Below are 18,812 nucleotides of genomic sequence, written 5' to 3'. Positions count from 1 at the left end.
TCCTCTGAGGCTTAACAGCCAACGGGTGATGCGGTGATCGGTTTCGATCTGGTGAGCAAACGATACGAGGGCGGCCACCAGGCCCTTACCGATGTGTCGTTCCAGGTCGGTGCGGGCGAGATGGCATTCGTCACCGGTCATTCCGGCGCGGGCAAGAGCACCCTGCTGAAGCTGCTGGCCATGATCGAGCGGCCCACCAACGGCGTCGTCACCCTCGACGGCCAGAAGCTCAACACGGTCCGCCCCGGCGACATCCCGAAGATCCGCCGCAAGCTCGGGATGGTCTTCCAGGACCACCGCCTGCTGCTGGACCGTACCGTCTTCGCCAACGTCGAACTGCCGCTGATCATCGGTGGCGTGTCGCCGGCCGATCGTGGCCGTCGCGTCCGCGCCGCCCTCGAGAAGGTCGGCCTGCTCAGTTACGAGAAGCAGCTGCCCGAGGCCCTGTCCACGGGCGAGCAGCAGCGCGTGGGCATCGCGCGCGCCATCGTCGCCAAGCCGGCCGTGCTCATCGCCGACGAGCCCACGGGCAACCTCGACCCCCAGCTGGCCATGGAAATCATGTCGCTCTTCGCCGAATTCCAGGCCGTGGGCACCGCGGTGCTGGTCGCCAGCCACGACCTCATGCTGATCAAGCGCATGAAGAAACGCGTGGTCGTCCTCGACCACGGCAAGCTCGTCGCCGACGTGCCCGCGACGGAGGTCGTATGAACGCCGCCCGCGACGCACGCAAGACGCCCGAGGCCGAAGCGACCCGCCGCAGCGGGCCGCGCAAGGTCGGCGCGTGGCGCGAACACCACGCGTGGAGCATGTCGATCAGCCTGCGCCGCCTCGGCGCGCGACCGCTCGGCACGCTGCTCACCATTGCGGTGATGGGCGTGGCGCTCGCCCTTCCGCTGACGTTCTACCTGCTGCTCGACAACGTCCAGCGCATGGGCGACGCCCTCGGCCGCAACCAGTCGATCAGCGCCTTCCTGAAGCCCGGGCAGAACGCGGGCGTCGCCGAGACGGCGGCCTCCGCCCTGCGCGGACGCCCCGAGGTCGCCGACATCGTCGTGCGGACGCCGAAGGATGGCCTCGACGAACTGGCGGAAGTGCAGGGTTTCTCCGGCGCGTTGCAGTCGCTCGACGCCAACCCCTTGCCGTACGTGCTCTCGGTGCAGCCGAAGGCCGGGTTATCGGCGGACGACGTCAACCGGCTGGTCGAGGCGATGAAGGCGACGCCAGGCGTCGACATGGTCCAGGAGACCGGCGCGTGGCGGCAGCGCCTCGACGCCCTCGTCGGCGTCGGTGGCCGCGCCGTCGGATTGCTCGCGTTGCTGCTGGGCGTGGCCGCGTTGCTGGTCGTCGGCAACACCATCCGCGTGGACATCCAGAGCCGCAGCGCCGAGATCGGCGTGCTGCTGCTCATCGGCGCGAGCCGTCCGTTCGTGCGCAGGCCTTACCTGTATGCCGGCATCTGGCTCGGTTTCCTCGCCGGCGTGCTCGCCGTCGCCCTGGCCGTCGTGCTCGAACTGGCGATGGCCGGACCGGTCGGGCGGCTCGCCGCCGCGTACGACGGCAGCGTGAGCTTCGGCGCACTCCCCGCGTGGCTGCTGCTTTCGGTACCCTTCGCGTCTGCCGTGCTGGGGTGGCTCGGCGCACGTCTCGTCAGTGCGAGGCAGATCCGCCGCGCCGCGGCGGGCTGAGAGGGAAGGGGGCTTAGGGTGGGATCTCACATCGGTTCGGGTGTCGCCGGCGCCACGCCACGCATCCTGCTCGTCGACGGCTCCAAGGTCGTCCGGCAGCTGATCGCGCGCGTCGTCGCGGCCGAGGTGCCCGGCGTGGAAATCGTCGGTGCGGCCACCGGCGCGGAAGCGCAGACCGAACTGCAGCGGGGCGTCTTCGATTTCGTGACCGTCGCCCTGCGCCTGCCCGACATGGACGGCCTCGAACTCGCCCGCTTCGTGCGCGAGGCCACGCCGCAGATCTACATGCCCATCGTCGTGGTGTCCGGCGACGTCGAGGCGCGCCTGCACCGGCGCGAACTCGGCGAGTTCGTCACCGACTACTTCGACAAGTCGCTCGGCTTCGGCGCACTCGCGGAGTTCATCCGCGGCTACGTGCGCCCCGAGGGCGGCGCCGAAGGTGAAGTGCTTTACGTGGAAGACAGCCGCGTCGTCGCGCTGGCCACGCGGCGCATGATGGAGAAGTACGGCCTGACCGTGCACCACGTCATCAGCGCCGAAGACGCGCTCGAACACCTGCGCGCGGCCAGGGATCGGGGTGACGTCGGCGCCGACGTCGTGCTCACCGACGTCAGCCTCAAGGGCGAGCTCACCGGCGGTGATCTCGTCGAACGCATCCGCAACGACTTCGGCTACGGCAAGGGCCAGCTGCCCACGCTGATCATGACCGGCGACGAGAACCCGGCGAACCAGGCGGCGCTGCTGCGCGCCGGCGCCAACGACCTCGTCGAGAAGCCCGTGGAAGAGAAGCTGCTCATCACCAAGCTGCTCTTCCAGCTGCGCGTGGCCCTGCATCTCCGCGACCGGGTCGAACATTGAACGACCGCGTGAAGCTCGAGCCGAGCTGGAAGGCGCGGATCGGCGATTACCTCGACCGTCCCGACATGCTGGCGCTGTCGGCGTTCCTCCGTGAGGAGAAGGCGCGGGGCAAGGAGATCTATCCGCCCGGTCCCGAGATCTTCAACGCCTTCGCGCACACGCCGTTCGACGCGGTCCGCGTGGTCATCCTCGGCCAGGACCCGTACCACGGCCCGGGGCAGGCGCATGGGCTGAGCTTCTCGGTGCGGCCCGGCGTGCGCGTGCCGCCTTCGCTGCAGAACATGTTCAAGGAGATCGAGGCCTGCCTCGGCATCCCGCGCCCCGACCATGGCTGTCTGACGCCATGGGCCGACCGCGGCGTCCTCCTGCTCAACGCGGTGCTGACCGTCGAGGCCGGGCAGGCGGGTTCGCATCAGGGCAGGGGCTGGGAAGGTTTCACCGACGCCGCCGTCGACGCGCTCAACCGCGGGCGGGACGGCCTGGTCTTCATGCTCTGGGGCAGCCACGCCCAGAAGAAGGGCCAGCTGATCGACGGCAAGCGCCACCTGATCCTTCGCAGCGTGCATCCGTCGCCTCTCTCGGCCCACCGTGGTTTCCTCGGCTGCGGTCACTTCGCGCAGGCCAACGCCTGGCTGGAAGCCCGCGGCGAGCAGCCGATCGACTGGTCGCTGCCGCCGCGCCCGGGAATCGCCGCCCTTTAATTGGTCCGGCGGAGACCCATATTCCTATGTGGAACAGCCACCTGGCTGGGAGCCCCCCCCGGCTTCCGGCCTGGGGTTGCCGTCTCTCCCCTGAATGCCCCGAACCTCCCTCTGGACACCTGCCCGCTATTTCTGTACTATGGCGTACAGTTAACCGATGAACTTCGGGCTGGCTTAGCACTCTCATTCCGGGACTGCTAATCTGCATACAGACTTTCAGGAGGTTCCACACATGTCCCAAGCCCTCGCCACCCGTAACTACGGGCTACCGAGCGTCGTTGGCAGTCTGGATTCCTATATCTCGGCCGTCCATCGCATTCCGGTGCTCAGCCTTGACGAGGAGCAGTCGCTGGCGCGCCGCTTCCACGACGACGCCGATCTCGACGCCGCCAAGCAGCTCGTGATGTCCCACCTGCGTTTCGTGGTCCACGTCGCGCGCGGCTACAACGGCTACGGCCTGCAGCTCTCGGACCTGATCCAGGAAGGCAACATCGGCCTCATGAAGGCGGTGAAGCGTTTCGATCCGGACCAGGGCGTGCGCCTGGTCAGCTTCGCGGTCCACTGGATCCGTGCCGAAATGCACGAGTTCATCCTGCGCAACTGGCGCATCGTGAAGGTCGCCACCACCAAGGCGCAGCGCAAGCTGTTCTTCAACCTGCGCAAGAGCAAGAAGCGCCTGGGCTGGATGAACGCCGAAGAGGTTCGCGTGGTCGCCAACGACCTGGGCGTGCCGGAAGCCACCGTGCGCGAGATGGAATCGCGTCTTTCGGGCCGTGACATCGGCTTCGAGGCGCCGACCGACGCGGACGACGACGAGAAGCCGGCCCCGGCCGCCTTCCTGGTCGACGAAGGCGCCGATCCGTACGACAACCTCGCCGAGGAAGACGCCAGCAACAACCAGATGGGCGCGCTGTCGTCGGCCCTGAGCAACCTGGACGAGCGCTCGCGCGACATCATCCAGCGTCGCTGGCTGGCTGAGGAGAACAAGGCCACGCTGCAGGATCTCGCGGACGAATACGGCGTGTCGGCCGAGCGTATCCGCCAGATCGAAGCGAACGCCATGAAGAAGATGCGCGTCGCCATCGCCGCCTGACCGGAGCGATTGGCGTAACATCCGGACGGCCCCGTGCTTCGCGCGGGGCCGTTTTCCGTTGGTTCCGAAGGTGGAGTGCAGCCGGATGCCCAGGGCGCTGGTCATCGAAGACGACGAAGTGACCGCCCGCGACATCGTCGCGGAACTCGGTGCGCATGGTCTCACCGCCGAGTGGGTCGCGAACGGCCGCGACGGCCTCCAGCGCGCGCTCGCGGACGGCTTCGACATCATCACCCTCGACCGCATGCTGCCCGGCATGGACGGCATCGATGTCGTTTCGGAGCTGCGCGAGCGCGCGGTGGACACGCCGGTGCTGATGATCAGCGCGCTGTCCGACGTGGACGAGCGCGTGCGCGGCCTGCGCGCCGGTGGCGACGACTACCTCACCAAGCCGTTCGCACCCGACGAACTGGCCGCGCGCGCCGAGGTGCTGCTGCGCCGCCGTCGTCCGGCCGCGAACGAAACCCGGCTGCGCGTCGCCGACCTCGAACTCGACCTCGTGCGCCACGACGCCGTACGCAACGGCCAGCCCCTGACGCTGCTGCCCACCGAGTTCCGCCTGCTCGAATTCCTGATGCGCAACGCGGGCCAGGTGGTGACGCGGCAGATGATCTTCGAGCACGTCTGGGGTTTTCATTTCGATCCGGGTACCAACGTGATCGACGTCCACATCGGCCGCCTCCGTCGCAAGATCGACGGGGCCGGCCAGTCGCCGCTCATCCGCACGGTGCGCGGCTCGGGGTATGTCCTTGCGCCCGCTGACTGACGCCTGGCGTTCCGCCACCTCGCGCCTGATCATCATCTATGGCGCGCTCTTCGCCATCTGGTGCGTGATGCTGCTGGGCGTCGTGCAGTGGGAGGCGTCGCGCTACCTGAGCAACGTCGTCGACCAGATGCTCGTCGCCCGCATCCATTATCTGGAGAACACCGATACGCACCGGCTGCCGGCCACGGTGGAAGCGGCGAGCGAGATCGACATCCAGGGTTACATGTGGGTCGGCCTGTTCGACGCGCAGGGCAGGCGCGTGGCCGGCAACATCGCGTCGGTGCCGAAGCAGCTCACGGAAGACGGCGTCGTGCAGTCGGTCAACGCGACGCTCGACAGCCCCGGGCGCAAGCTCGACGGCGCGCGCGCACGTGCCATCACCCGCGTGCTTCCCGGCGGCGAGCGCCTCGTCGTCGCGAAGGAGAGCACCACGATCGACAGCCTCGGCGCCATCATCCGCCGTGGCGCGCTCTGGGGCCTGACGCTCACGCTGATTCCCGGCCTCCTCGGCGGCGTGCTCATCGCACGTGGCCCGGCGCGTCGCATCCGCGCGATCCAGCAGGCGATGGAGCCGATCCGCGAGGGCGACCTCAGCGTGCGCCTGCCGGTCAGTCGCAGTGGCGACGAAGTGGATCTGCTCGCTGCCACGGTCAACACGACGCTGACGGAGATCGAGCGCCTGCTCGGCGAGGTCAAAGGCGTGACGGACAACATCGCCCACGACCTGCGCACGCCGCTGACACGCATGCGGACGCGGCTCTACCGCCTGCAGCAGCAGTTCGAGGGCAGGCCCGAGGGCGAACAGCTCGAAGCGTGCGTCGCCGAGATCGACACGGTGCTCGGCCGCTTCCGCGCGCTGCTGCGCGTTTCCGAGCTCGAAGACCGCCAGCGCAGCGCCTGCTTCGCTTCGATGGATCTTGGTGCCGTGCTGCAGAACGTGCATGAGTTCTACGCCCCGCTCGCGGAGGATCGCGGGCAGTCCTTCGAACTGACGGTGGGCAAGCTTCCGCCGCTGCGCGGTGATCCGCAGCTGATGTTCGAGGCCTTCGCGAACCTCGTCGGCAACGCCATCAAGTTCACGCCGAACGGCGGCGCGGTGCGACTCGTCGCGTCCACCGATGCGAACGGCGGCGCGCGCGTGGACATCGCCGACACCGGCCCCGGCATCCCGCCCGACGAACGCGAGGCGGTGTTCCGCCGGTTCTACCGGGCCGACGAGACCCGCGCCAAGCCCGGCTGCGGCCTGGGGCTCGCGATCGTCAGCGCCATCGTGCGCCTTCACGGCTACTCGATGTCGGTCGGCGGCGACGAGCGCGGCGCGGTGTTCTCGGTGAGCTGCCCGGCCGCCTGATCGCGGCCTTCTAAATAAATCTTAACTACGCCGGAAAAGCGCAGGGGCGCAGAATTCGCCGCGACGCAACATCGCGCTCGGAATCCGTCCCCCATGATTGGCATCGTCCGGATCGCTCTCACGCGGCCGTATACCTTCGTCGTTCTCGCCCTGCTGATCCTGATCGTGGGACCGCTGGCGGCGCTGCGCACGCCGACGGACATCTTCCCCGACATCAAGATTCCCGTGATCGCGGTGGTCTGGCAGTACACGGGCCTCCCGGCCGACCAGATGGCCGGTCGCGTGTCGTCGCCGTTCGAACGCGTGCTCACGACCACGGTGAACGACGTCGAGCACATCGAGGCGAACTCGATCCAGGGCTTCGGCATCGTCAAGATCTTCTTCCAGCCCACGGTGGACATCCGCACGGCGAACGCGCAGGTGACGGCGGTGGCGCAGACGCTGCTGCGCCAGCTGCCGCAGGGAACGACGCCGCCGCTGATCCTCAACTACAGCGCGTCGACGGTGCCGATCATCCAGCTGGCGCTGTCGGGCCAGGGGCTTACCGAGCAGAACCTCGCCGACCTCGGCCAGAACATCATCCGCCCGCAGCTGGTCTCCGTGCCGGGCGCGGCGATCCCTTATCCGTATGGCGGCAAGACTCGCCAGGTGCAGATCGACATCGATCCGCCGGCGCTGCAGGCGCGCGGTCTGTCCGCGCAGGACGTCGCCAACGCGCTCGCGGCACAGAACCTCATCACGCCCGTCGGCACGCAGAAGATCGGGCGCTACGAATACACGCTGCAGCTGAACAACTCACCCTCGGACATCGACGAGCTCGGCAACCTGCCGATCAAGGTGGTCAACGGCGCGACCGTGTACATCCGCGACGTCGCCCACGTTCGCGACGGCTCGCCGCCGCAGACCAACATCGTGCACGTCGACGGCGACCGCTCGGTGCTGATGACGGTGCTGAAGAACGGCTCGGCGTCCACGCTGGCGATCATCAAGGGCATCAAGGACCGCGCGGCCGCCATGAAGGACGCGCTGCCGCCGAACCTCAAGATCGCCCCGATCGGCGACCAGTCGCTGTTCGTCAGCGGCGCCATCGAAGGCGTGGCACGCGAGGGCGTGATCGCCGCCGCGCTGACGAGCCTGATGATCCTGCTGTTCCTCGGCAGCTGGCGCTCCACGATCATCATCGCGACGTCGATTCCGCTGGCGATCCTCGGCTCGATCGCCGCGCTGTCCGCGATCGGCGAGACGATGAACATCATGACGCTCGGCGGCCTCGCGCTCGCGGTGGGCATCCTCGTCGACGACGCCACGGTGACCATCGAGAACATCAACTGGCACCTGGAGCAGGGCAAGGACGTCGAGACGGCGATCCTGGACGGCGCCGCGCAGATCGTGACGCCGGCCTTCGTCTCGCTGCTGTGCATCTGCATCGTGTTCGTGCCGATGTTCTTCCTCGAAGGCGTCGCGCGTTTCCTCTTCGTGCCGATGGCCGAGGCGGTGATGTTCGCGATGATCGCGTCCTTCATCCTCTCGCGCACGCTCGTGCCGACGATGTCCAAGTACCTGCTCAAGCCGCACACGCACAACGATCCGCACGGCGAGCACGGCGCGCCATCGCGCAATCCGCTGGTCCGCTTCCAGCGCGGATTCGAGAAGCGCTTCGAGAAGATGCGCGCCGGCTACCACGTGCTGCTCGAGACGGCGCTGAATCACCGCAAGGTGTTCACCATCGGCTTCATGGCCTTCGTGCTGCTCTCGTTCCTGCTGGTGCCGATGCTCGGCCGCAACTTCTTCCCGTCGGTGGACTCGGGCCAGATCCTGATGCACGTCCGCGCGCCGATCGGTACCCGCGTGGAGGAGAGCGCGCGTCTGTTCGCCGAAGTCACCGATGCCGTCCGCAAGATCATTCCGAAGGACGAGCTCGGCACCGTCGTGGACAACATCGGCCTGTCGACCTCGGGCATCAACACCACGTACAACAACACCGGCACCATCGGCTCGTGGGACGGCGACATCCAGATCGCGCTCAACGAGGACCATGCGCCGACCGCCGACTACGTGCGCGAGCTGCGCGAGAAGCTGCCGCGCCAGTTCCCAGGCGCCACCTTCTCGTTCCCGCCCGCGGACATCATCAGCCAGATCCTGAACTTCGGCTCGCCCGCGCCGATCGACCTGCAGATCCGCGGTCCGAACATCGGCGCCAATTTCGCCTACGCGAACACGCTGCTGCGCGACATCCGCCGCGTGCCGGGCGTCGCCGACGCGCGCATCCAGCAGTCGCAGGCGAATCCCGGCTTCAACGTGGACGTCGACCGCAGCCGTGCGCAGCAGGTGGGCATCACCGAGCGCGACGTCACCACGAGCCTCGGCGTCAATCTCGCCGGTTCGAGCCAGGTGGCGCCGACGTTCTGGCTCAACCCGCAGAACGGCGTCTCGTACCCGATCGTGATGCAGACCCCGCAGTACAGCCTCGACAGCCTGCCCGATCTGGAAAACGTGCCCATCTCGCCGAGCTCCGGCACGGCCGGCTCGCAGATCCTCGGTGGCCTGGCGACGGTGAGCCGCACGACGACCAACGCCGTGGTCAGCCAGTACAACATCAACTCGATGGTCGAGATCTTCGCGACCACGCAGGATCGCGATCTCGGCGCCGTGGCCGCGGACATCCAGAAGATCCTCGACGCGCACAAGAAGGAACTGCCCAAGGCGTCGAGCATCGCGCTGCTCGGTCAGGTGCAGACGATGAACAACGCGTTCTCGGGTCTGATCTTCGGCCTGCTCGGCGCGATCGTGCTGATCTACCTGCTGATCGTCGTGAACTTCCAGTCGTGGAGCGATCCGTTCGTGATCGTCACCGCGCTGCCCGCCGCGATCGCCGGCATCGTGTGGATCCTGTTCGCCACGCACACGACGCTGTCGGTGCCGGCGCTCACCGGCGCGATCATGTGCATGGGTGTCGCGACGGCGAACTCGATCCTCGTGGTCAGCTTCTGTCGCGAAAAGCTCGCCGAGCACGGCGACGCCGTGCAGGCGGCCCTCGAGGGCGGTTTCGTCCGCTTCCGCCCGGTCCTGATGACCGCGCTGGCCATGATCATCGGCATGGCGCCGATGGCGCTCGGCCTGGGCGAAGGTGGCGAGCAGAACGCGCCCCTCGGCCGCGCGGTGATCGGCGGCCTCATCTTCGCGACGACGGCGACGCTGTTCTTCGTCCCCATCGTCTTCAGCATCATCCACGGCCGCCGCGGCCACCCGTCCCCCACCCCGGCGAACGCTTCCGGAGAGCCTGTCCATGTCGCCTGAAACCCTGCACACCCCGCCGCCGCGCCGCCTGCGCCTGGCCGGCATCATCGCCGCGATCGTCGTGCTCGCCATCGTGGTCGCGGGTGTCGCCACGCGCGCCAACGACTCGCGTCGCCTGCGCGAATGGACGAACGACCAGGCGGTGCCGACGGTCAGCGTCGTCAAGCCGGATGGCGGCCAGGGCGGCGGCGACCTCCAGCTGCCGGGTCGTCTCCAGGCCTACGCGCGCGCGCCCATCTTCGCGCGCACCAGCGGTTACCTGAAGTACTGGAAGGCGGACATCGGCCAGAAGGTGAAGGCCGGCGATCTGCTCGCCGAAATCGAAACGCCCGACCTCGACCAGCAGCTGCTGCAGGCGAAAGCCGATCTCGCCAGCGCGCGCGCCAACGAAGCGCTCGCATCGACCACGGCGAAACGCTGGCAGGCGATGCGCGACTCCGACTCGGTATCCAAGCAGGAAGTCGACGAGAAAACCGGCGACTACGACGCCAAGCACGCGCTGGCCCAGGCCGCGCAGGCCAACCTCGAGCGCATCCAGGCGCTCAAGGGCTTCGCGAAGCTCGTCGCACCGTTCGACGGCGTGGTCACGGCGCGCGAGACGGACGTCGGCGCGCTGATCAACGCCGGCGGCGGCGGCCAGGAGCTCTTCGTGGTCTCCGACGTGCGCAAGCTGCGCATGTACGTCAACGTGCCGCAGAACTACGCGCCGTCGATCCGCCAGGGCGCCACGGTCAAGCTCGCCGTTCCGGAGTATCCGGGCAAGAGCTTCACCGGCACCGTCGAGTCGACGTCGTCCGCGATCAACTCGGCGTCCGGCACGACGCTCGTGCAGGTCTCGGTGGATAACGCCGACGGCAAGCTCCTGCCGGGTGGCTACGCGAGCGTGACGTTCGATCTGCCCAGCGACGGCGCACTGCTGCGCGTCCCGGCCAGCGCGCTCGTCTTCGACGACAAGGGCCTGCGCGTCGCCGTGGTCGACGCGCAGAACAAGGTGAAGTTCAAGGACGTCACGATCACGCGCGACTTCGGGAAGACGGTGCAGCTGGGCTCGGGCATCGCCGCCGGCGATCGCCTTATCGAAAGCCCGCCGGACGGCCTGGCCGACGGCGACACCGTGCGCATCGCCGCACCGAAAGCGGAAGGCGACCATGCCAAGGCTTGATTCCGGCATCGCCGCCCTCCTGATCTCCGTCGGGCTCTCGGCCTGCTCGCTCGCGCCGACGTACAAGGCGCCCGAGGTGCCGGTGACGGACCAGTACGCGAACGCGACGACGCCGTGGACAGAGGCCAGGCCCGCCGATCACCTCGACCGCGACGGCTGGTGGAAGCTCTACGGCGACGCGCGCCTCGACGACCTGCAGACGCGTCTCGTCGCGAACAACGCGACGCTCGCCGCGGCGCTGGCCCATTACCAGCAGTCCGAAGCGTTCACGAAGCAGGTCCGCGCCGGGTTGTATCCGCAGGTCGGGCTGAACGCGAACGCGACGCGCAACAGGGAATCCGACACGCGACCGCTGCGCGGCGCGACGTCGCCGACGTACTACGACTCGTACACCATCGGCGCGCAGCTCGATTACGAGGTCGACCTGTGGGGCAGGGTGCGCGACACCGTCGCCGCCGGCACCGCCGAACAGGCGGCATCCGCGGCGGACCTCGCCTCCGCCCGCCTCAGCCTGCAGGCGCAGCTGGCCGACAGCTACCTGCAGCTCAACGGCTTCGATCGGCAGATCAAGGTCCTCAACGAAAGCATCGACGCGTTCACGCGCGCGTTGCAGCTGACGCAGTCGCGGCACGAGGGCGGCATCGCTTCCGGCCTCGACGTCGCGCGTGCGCAGACGCAGCTGTCCAACGCGAAGTCGCAGCTCACGCAGGCGCAGGCGCAGCGCGCGCTCGTGCTGCACGCCATCGCGGTGCTGGTCGGCGATTCCGCGTCACGCTTCGAGCTCGCGACGAACGATGCGAAGGTCGAGGTGCCGACCCTTCCGGTCGACGTGCCGTCGACCCTCCTGCAGCGCCGTCCGGACATCGCCGCCGCCGAGCGCCGGACCGCCGCGGCGAACGCGCGCATCGGCATCGCCCGCTCCGCGTTCTTCCCGCAGCTCACGCTCGACGGCCAGGGCGGCTGGCAGAGCTCGCAGTGGGGCAACATCGCGACGGCGCCGAACCGCTTCTGGGCGATCGGCCCGAGTCTGTTGCTCAACGTCTTCGACGGTGGCCGTCGCAAGGCGGGCGTCGAAGCCGCGAAGGCGGCGACCGACGAAGCCGGCGCGCAGTATCGTGCCGTGGTGCTCAACGCGTTCGCGCAGGTGGAAGACAACCTCACGCTGCTGCGCGATCTCGGCACGGCGCTCACCGACCAGCGCGCCGCCGCCGACGCGGCGCAGCGCTCCGTCGATCTGTCGCTCGACCGCTATCGCCAGGGCGCCGTGGGTTATCTCGACGTGGTGCAGGCGCAGACGGCCGCGCTCGACGCGCGACGCAGCGTGATCGACCTCGAAACGCGTCAGCTCCGCGCGAGCGTCCAGCTGATCCGCGCGCTGGGTGGCGGCTGGAACAACACCTGATTGTCGCGGCGAGCACCCATCGCCGATACGATCGGCTCCCACCCTTACGGTAGGAGAGCTTGCGACCGAAGGGTGGGAGCCGATCGCATCGGCGATCCCGCGAAGCGGCAAGGTCGCGAGCATCCACCTTCGGAACGGTGGGAGCCGATCGCATCGGCGATCCCGCGAAGCGGGCACGACGCGGCATGATTTCGGCTATCGTGCGCGCATGCGCACCCTCCTCGATCGCCAGAAGCTCGCCCAGCTCGCCGATGGCTCGCCCTCCTTGCAGGTGCGGATCGATCGCCTCGACCGCGCCATCGGACTGCTCGTCGATCACGCGGAAGACATCGCCGACGCGCTGAGGGAGGACTTCGGGCACCGCTCCGTGCAGGGCTCGCTCGTCACCGATGTCGCGGCGTCGATCGAACCGCTGAAGCACGCGAAACGCCACGTGCGGAGGTGGATGCGCCGCGAGCCGCGCAAGGTGTCGCCGACCGCGCTCGCACTGCTCGGAGCCCGCGCCTGGATCGACTACCAGCCCAAAGGTGTGGTCGGCATCATGTCCCCGTGGAACTTCCCGTTCAACCTGACGTTCGCGCCGCTCGCCGGCGTGCTCGCGGCGGGCAACCGCGCGATGATCAAGCCATCGGAGTTCACGCCACGCTCGTCGGCGCTGATGCAGCGCATGATCGCCACCGCGTTCGACGAGACCGAACTCGCGGTCGTCACCGGCGACGCCGAGGTCGGCGCCGCGTTCTCGGCGCTTCCTTTCGACCATCTCCTGTTCACCGGCGCGACGTCGGTCGCCAGACACGTCATGCGCGCCGCGGCGGCGAACCTCGTGCCCGTCACCCTCGAACTGGGCGGCAAGTCGCCGGCGATCGTCGGGCGCGACGCCGACCTCACGCTCGCGGCGAAGCGCCTCATGTTCGGCAAGACGCTCAACGCGGGCCAGGTGTGCGTGGCACCGGATTACGCGCTGCTGCCGCGCGATCGCGTGGACGCGTTCGTCGATGCCTGCCGGGGTGCGACGCGCGCGATGTTCCCGCGAGTGTCCGGCAATCCCGATTACACGGCCATCGTCAACGACCGTCACCGTGCGCGCTTGCGCGGTTACCTCGACGACGCGCGCGCGAAGGGCGCCAAGGTGCTGCCGTTGCACGACGACCTGCCGGACCCCTCGGACGGACGCATGGCGCCCGTCGCGGTGCTGGGTGCGAACGACACGATGGACGTGATGCGCGACGAGATATTCGGCCCGATCCTTCCGGTGCTGCCCTACGACGGCATCGACGAGGCCGTGGCATACGTCAACGCGCGCCCGCGGCCGCTGAGCCTCTACTACTTCGGCGACGACGCACGGGAGCAGGCGCGCGTGCTCGGCGGCATCGTCGCGGGTGGGGTCACCGTCAACGACACGATCATGCATCTGACGATGGACGATCTTCCGTTCGGTGGCGTCGGGCCGTCGGGCATGGGTGCGTATCACGGTATCGATGGCTTCCGCACGTTCAGCCACGCCCGCCCGGTCTACCGACAGTCGCGCCTCGACGTCACGGCGATGTTGAGGCCACCGTACGGTAAGACGATCCAGCGGTTGCTGGCGTTCAAGCTCCGGCGGTAGGCAGGCACGAAGAAGGGGCCTTTCGGCCCCTTCTTCGTCGAGCGATGGCGAAGCGCTTACGCGCTGGCCTTCGCCGCGCTCAGCTTCTCGCCCAGCAGCGCTTCGAGCTTGCGCTGGTCGACGGCGAACTTGCGGATGCCTTCGGCCAGCTTGTCGGTAGCCATGGCGTCTTCATTGTGGCCCCAGCGGAACTTGGCTTCGGTGAGCTTGTCCTTCGGCGGCTCTTCCTTCTTGCCGGTGTCCTTCAGCGCGACGTCGAGCTTGTCGTTGGTCTCGCTCAGCTGCTCGAGCAGCTCCGGCGCGATCGTCAGGCGGTCGCAGCCCGCGAGGGCCTGGATCTGGCCGATGTTGCGGAAGCTCGCGCCCATCACGATCGTCTTGTAGCCGTGCATCTTGTAGTAGTCGTAGATGCGACGCACCGACTTCACGCCCGGGTCTTCCGCCGGGGCGTAGGTCTTCTTGTCGGTGTTGGCGACATACCAGTCGAAGATGCGGCCGACGAACGGCGAGATGAGAAACGCGCCGGCCTCGGCGCACGCCACCGCCTGCTCGAAGCTGAAGAGCAGCGTCATGTTGCAGTTGATGCCTTCCTTCTGCAGCGTCTCGGCGGCCTTGATGCCTTCCCACGTGGACGCGAGCTTGATCAGGATGCGCTTCGGATCGACGCCGACGTCCTTGTACAGGCCGAGCAGGCGCTTGGCCTTGGCGATGGACGCCTCGGTGTCGAACGAGAGGCGGGCGTCGACCTCGGTCGAGACGTAGCCTGGCACGATCTTCAGGATCTCGCGGCCGAACAGGACGGCGAGGCGGTCGCCGGCGTCGATCAGCTGCTGCTCGCGGCTGTCGCTCTGTTCGGCGGCCCATGCCACAGCCTCGTCGACGAGATGCGCGTACTCGGCGATGCCGGCGGCCTTGAGCAGCAGCGACGGATTGGTCGTCGCGTCCTGCGGCTGGTACTTCTTCATGGCGGAGAAGTCGCCGGTGTCGGCCACGACGGTGGTGATCTCTTTGAGCTGTTCGAGTTGGCTGGTCACGTTCTTGTTCCGTTACCTGATAAGGGGGCTATTGTCGCGCCGATCGCGGGCCAGATACAGGCATCCGAAGGTATCGGTCGGCCGATCATGACAACGTGAGAGCACGGCGCCCGGGAATCAACCGCGCCGCTCAGTAGAGATCGATCGGATCCACGTCGAGCGACCAGCGGACCTTCCGTGCCGAGGGCAGGCTGGCCAACGCCTGCTGCCACGTCCGCAGGAAGCCGTGGAGCTGCGCGCGCGTGCCGGCCTCCACGAGCAGCTGGCCGCGATGCCGACCCGCGCGCATGGGCATGGGCGCGGGCATGGGTCCGGCGATCCGCAGCGGTCCCGGGGCGCCGATGGCGACGTGGGCTTCGCCCAGGAACGCGTCCACCTCCGCCCGGCCCAACGCGTCGGCGCGCAGCAGCACCTGATGGGCGTACGGCGGCAGCTCGAGCAGCCGGCGCTCTTCGAGCAGGCCGGCGGCCACCGCGGGATAACCGCCACGGAGCAGGGCGTGCAGCATCGGGTGGTCGGGGTGATGCGTCTGCAACAGCACGCTGCCGGGCTTGGCCGAGCGCCCCGCGCGTCCCGCGACCTGGACGACGAGCTGGGCCAGGCGTTCGCCGGCGCGGAAGTCGACGCTGTGCAGGCCCTCATCCACGCCGACGATGGCCACGAGGGTCAGGTTGGGCAGGTCGTGGCCCTTGGCGAGCATCTGGGTCCCGACCAGGATCGCCGGCTTGTCCTCGCGCAGGCCGTCGAGGATCTCGCCGAAGGCGTCGCGGCGCCGTGTCGTCTCGCGGTCGATGCGGACGACGGCGACACCGGGGAAACGTTCCGTCAGGGCCTCTTCGAGCCGCTCGGTGCCCTGTCCCTGCGGACTCAGGTTGGCCGAGCCGCAGGCCGGGCAGGCCGCCGGCACGTGCATCGTGTTGTCGCAGTGGTGGCAGACCAGCCGCCGGCGGCCGGCGTGCAGCGTCATGGGACGTTCGCAGCGCGGGCAGTCGGCGTGCCATCCGCAGTCGTGGCAGAGCAGCACCGGCGCGTAGCCGCGCCGGTTGCGGAAGACCAGCGCCTGCTCGCCCCGTTCGATGCACGCGGCCACGGCGTGCACCAGCGTGGGCGAGAGGCCATGGTCGAGGCGTTGGGCGCGCATGTCCACGATCTGCACGCGCGTGGGCTGCGACGCACCGGGGCGCGCCTTCAGCACCACGCGCCGGTAGCGGCCCGCCTCGACGTTGCCCAGCGTCTCGAGCGACGGCGTCGCGGAGCCGAGCACGACGGGCACGCCGAGCGACCGGGCCCGGACCACCGCGAGATCGCGGGCGTGATAACGGAAGCCTTCCTGTTGCTTGTAGGAGGGGTCGTGTTCCTCGTCGACGATGATGAGACCCGCGTGGGGCAAGGGAGTGAACACCGCCGAGCGCGTGCCGAGCACGACGCGGGCGCTGCCGTTGCGCGCGCGCAGCCACGCGCGGGCGCGCTCGCCCTCGGCGAGATTGGAATGCAGCACCTCGACCGCGACGCCCAGACGGTCGCGCAGGCGACGCACGGTCTGCGGTGCGAGGCCGATCTCGGGCACCAGCAGCAGGGTTTGCCTGCCCTCTGCCAGGGCCCGCTCGATCAGCGCGAGGTAAACCTCGGTCTTGCCGCTGCCCGTCACGCCATCCAGTAGCCAGGGCTGGAAGCCGTCGAAGGCCTCGCCGATGGCCGCCACGGCCGCCGTCTGCTCGTCGCTCAGCGCCGGGCCCGGGGCGGCACCGCCGGGCGGCGGCGCGTCCTCGACCTCCCGTTTTTCGACGAGACCGGCTTCCAGCAGTCGGCGGGCCGCTGCGCGCCAGTCGGGCAGGGCGACGCCGAGATCGTCGGCGGCGCGTGGCCCGTCCTGGAGCGCGGCCAACAAGGCGGCCGAGCCGCCCTTCCGGCTGCCCGCCGCCAGGGCATCGCGCCCCTGTTCCGTGAGTGCCCACACCTCGATGCCCGTGGGCGGCAGCGCACGCGGCTCGCGCAGCGCGAGGGGCAACGCGTTGGCCACCGCCTCGCCCGGGGCACCCGCCCAGTAGTCGGCGGCCCAGGCGAGCGTGGCGAGCAGCTCGGCGTCCAGCAGCGGATAGGGGTCCAGGACCTCGATGGCCTGTTTCAGGCGCTTCGATCCGACCGCCGTCTCGGCCGCTGGATCGACCACGACGCCGACCATCTCCCCCTTGCCGAACGGAACCCGCACGCGCGACCCCGCGCGCGCTTCGCCTACCGCCGGGGGCAGGTAGTCGAAGAGCGTGGGGAGGGGTACGGGAAGGGCGACGCGGAGGGTGAGCATGCGAGGCCTAGTTTAATGGCATATGCCGATTTCGCTGGTCAATGATTGACCAGCGGCACATGGGTTTGCCTCTCAATGGCATCCCCCGAAAGAGGAATGAAAGCTAAGTGCCCGCCCCCGGGACGCTTTCCGTGTTATCCACAACCTCTGTGGATAACTCTGTGGATGAGCCTCGGATGGGACCCTTCCAGACCGCATGGTTGGGCCGTTCGGGTCAGCTTGGGTACATTTTAACCAAGCTGAAATGTACTTATAAATCAATTGGTTGGACTTTAGGTGCCGCCCGACGTTCATCAAACGTCCATCCGATCTTGACAAACGCGAAGGGTGCGCCGGCCCTGTGCACAACCGTCCGGCCGGTAGGAATAAATCCTAGTGCGACGCACCGATAAAGAAGGCCACGGTCAGCGCGAAGAGGAGCAGCCAGAAATAGACGCTGCCTATCAACCAATACTTAAGGATGGTCATAGGCCATGCCTGACGGTAGACCCGTTTCTGCATGATCAGGAGGTACACCGGCATCCACACCCACATGATCCCCTGGACCAGCCCGATGAGGCTGGCCGCGGGCCATGCATGCGGCCGGATCGCGTCCTTGGCGAAGCCGAGCACCATCAGGAGGAGCAGCGAGAGGAACAGGAACGCGTGGCTGTGCAGCGCCACGATGATGTGCTCCATGTAGAGCCGGCGCCGGAAGGCGTAGAAGAGCTTCAGGATCAGCGCGAAGACCGGGATCATCACCAGCATGGTCTGCGGCAGCACCGAGAAGAACCCCTCGCCCATGCGCTTCAGGGCTTCGGCCTTCGCCTCGCCGCCCTCTTCCAGCCGGGCGATGTTGGCCTTGAAATGACCGATGCCCACGGCGATCCGCCGGGTCACCACGTCGGGGAGCCAGGCGATGTCGACGACGGTCGGTTCGTGGGTCCATTTGAGATCGTCGTCGCGCGCCGCCGGTGCGGCGCCCGCCGCGGGGGCCGGAATCGGATCCGCCTTGAGTTCCGCCAGGCGACGGTTGGCGGCATCGCGGACCAGGCCCTGCCCGAACTCGAGGGCTTTCTTCGTGGCCGCCGGTACCTCGGGATTGGCGATCGTGGCGTCCAGCTCGCCGATCTGCGCGTCGTAAAGGCGGCGCACGTCCTCCGGTGTTTTCGCGGCATGGATCGCGCCGACGCTGTCCGGCGGGGCGGCCTCGTCGTCGTCGTCCCCGAAACGGACGTCGCTGAAGGCGAGGTGCACGAAGAAGAACGCGAGCAGGCAGAACACGAACATCAGGCGGAACGGCGCGACATAGCGGATGCGCCGCCCCGAGAAGTACTCCAGGGTGAGGAACCCGGGTTTCGTGTACAGCGGCGGCAGCGTATGGACGATGCGTTCGTCCATGTGCAGGAACAGGTCCCCGGCGTCTTCCAGCATGTGCGAGACAGGCCGGATCACGCTGTGGATCGACTGCCCGCATGCGTGGCAGAACTCGCCCTGCAGGGCCGTGCCGCAGTTCGCGCAGAGCAGAGCCGGCGAAGGCGTGAGCTCGTTCATCCCCTGGTTGTCCCCGATT

At 68.2% G+C, this 18,812-nt stretch carries 14 protein-coding genes; 11 read left to right on the top strand and 3 right to left on the bottom strand.

The window, feature by feature from the left end; genetic code table 11:
* The first annotated feature begins 33 nt into the window (after positions 1-33).
* From ftsE to BMW54_RS14890, 11 genes are all read left to right on the top strand, one after another.
* Positions 34-711 carry a cell division ATP-binding protein FtsE gene (ftsE, locus tag BMW54_RS14940; protein WP_090057503.1) on the top strand — a complete coding sequence of 226 codons (678 nt, stop codon included), beginning with the start codon at positions 34-36 and terminating at the stop codon, positions 709-711.
* Complete coding sequence (ftsX, locus tag BMW54_RS14935; RefSeq protein ID WP_090057501.1) at positions 708-1,688, top strand: permease-like cell division protein FtsX; 981 nt, start codon at positions 708-710, stop codon at positions 1,686-1,688. Before ftsE ends, ftsX begins: the two co-directional genes overlap by 4 nt.
* Positions 1,689-1,706: 18 nt before the next feature.
* Positions 1,707-2,546, top strand: coding sequence for a response regulator (locus BMW54_RS14930; RefSeq protein WP_254779388.1), 840 nt, complete (start codon positions 1,707-1,709; stop codon positions 2,544-2,546).
* A complete protein-coding gene (gene ung, locus BMW54_RS14925) occupies positions 2,543-3,247 on the top strand; it encodes a uracil-DNA glycosylase (protein ID WP_090057499.1) in 705 nt (234 codons plus the stop codon). Before BMW54_RS14930 ends, ung begins: the two co-directional genes overlap by 4 nt.
* A 232-nt stretch (positions 3,248-3,479) precedes the next feature.
* Entirely contained in the window at positions 3,480-4,340 is an 861-nt protein-coding gene (rpoH, locus tag BMW54_RS14920) for an RNA polymerase sigma factor RpoH (RefSeq protein ID WP_090057497.1), read from the top strand.
* Positions 4,341-4,425: 85 nt separating this feature from the next.
* Complete coding sequence (locus BMW54_RS14915; RefSeq protein WP_090057494.1) at positions 4,426-5,106, top strand: response regulator transcription factor; 681 nt, start codon at positions 4,426-4,428, stop codon at positions 5,104-5,106.
* Positions 5,084-6,457 (top strand): sensor histidine kinase, encoded by a 1,374-nt coding sequence (locus BMW54_RS14910; protein WP_090057492.1) that lies wholly within the window; start codon positions 5,084-5,086, stop codon positions 6,455-6,457. Before BMW54_RS14915 ends, BMW54_RS14910 begins: the two co-directional genes overlap by 23 nt.
* 93 nt (positions 6,458-6,550) lie before the next feature.
* Positions 6,551-9,754 (top strand): efflux RND transporter permease subunit, encoded by a 3,204-nt coding sequence (locus tag BMW54_RS14905; protein WP_090057490.1) that lies wholly within the window; start codon positions 6,551-6,553, stop codon positions 9,752-9,754.
* Positions 9,744-10,916: an efflux RND transporter periplasmic adaptor subunit gene (locus tag BMW54_RS14900; protein WP_090057487.1), complete on the top strand. Its 1,173-nt coding sequence runs from the start codon at positions 9,744-9,746 to the stop codon at positions 10,914-10,916. The genes BMW54_RS14905 and BMW54_RS14900 overlap by 11 nt, the downstream gene beginning before the upstream one ends.
* Positions 10,903-12,318, top strand: a complete 1,416-nt coding sequence (locus tag BMW54_RS14895) for an efflux transporter outer membrane subunit (protein ID WP_090057485.1) — start codon at positions 10,903-10,905, stop codon at positions 12,316-12,318. Before BMW54_RS14900 ends, BMW54_RS14895 begins: the two co-directional genes overlap by 14 nt.
* A 208-nt stretch (positions 12,319-12,526) precedes the next feature.
* On the top strand, positions 12,527-13,924 hold the full coding sequence (locus BMW54_RS14890) for a coniferyl aldehyde dehydrogenase (RefSeq protein WP_090057482.1): 1,398 nt from the start codon (positions 12,527-12,529) through the stop codon (positions 13,922-13,924).
* Positions 13,925-13,980: 56 nt separating this feature from the next.
* On the opposite strand, the gene tal is transcribed toward BMW54_RS14890, so the two are convergent.
* From tal to BMW54_RS14875, 3 genes are all read right to left on the bottom strand, one after another.
* Positions 13,981-14,958 carry a transaldolase gene (gene tal, locus BMW54_RS14885; protein ID WP_090057480.1) on the bottom strand — a complete coding sequence of 326 codons (978 nt, stop codon included), beginning with the start codon at positions 14,956-14,958 and terminating at the stop codon, positions 13,981-13,983.
* 130 nt (positions 14,959-15,088) lie between these two features.
* The gene (locus BMW54_RS14880) at positions 15,089-17,260 is read right to left on the bottom strand and encodes a primosomal protein N' (RefSeq protein WP_090057478.1); all 2,172 of its coding nucleotides are present in this window, start codon (positions 17,258-17,260) and stop codon (positions 15,089-15,091) included.
* Between the two features lie 372 nt (positions 17,261-17,632).
* The gene (locus BMW54_RS14875; RefSeq protein ID WP_090057477.1) at positions 17,633-18,793 is read right to left on the bottom strand and encodes a DUF3667 domain-containing protein; all 1,161 of its coding nucleotides are present in this window, start codon (positions 18,791-18,793) and stop codon (positions 17,633-17,635) included.
* Positions 18,794-18,812 lie beyond the last annotated feature (19 nt).

The sequence above is a fragment of the Luteibacter sp. 329MFSha genome, assembly GCF_900111665.1.
GTDB lineage: Bacteria > Pseudomonadota > Gammaproteobacteria > Xanthomonadales > Rhodanobacteraceae > Luteibacter.
The sequence above is the reverse complement of the archived record's forward strand: the minus strand, read 5'-3'. Positions and strand labels throughout refer to the sequence as shown.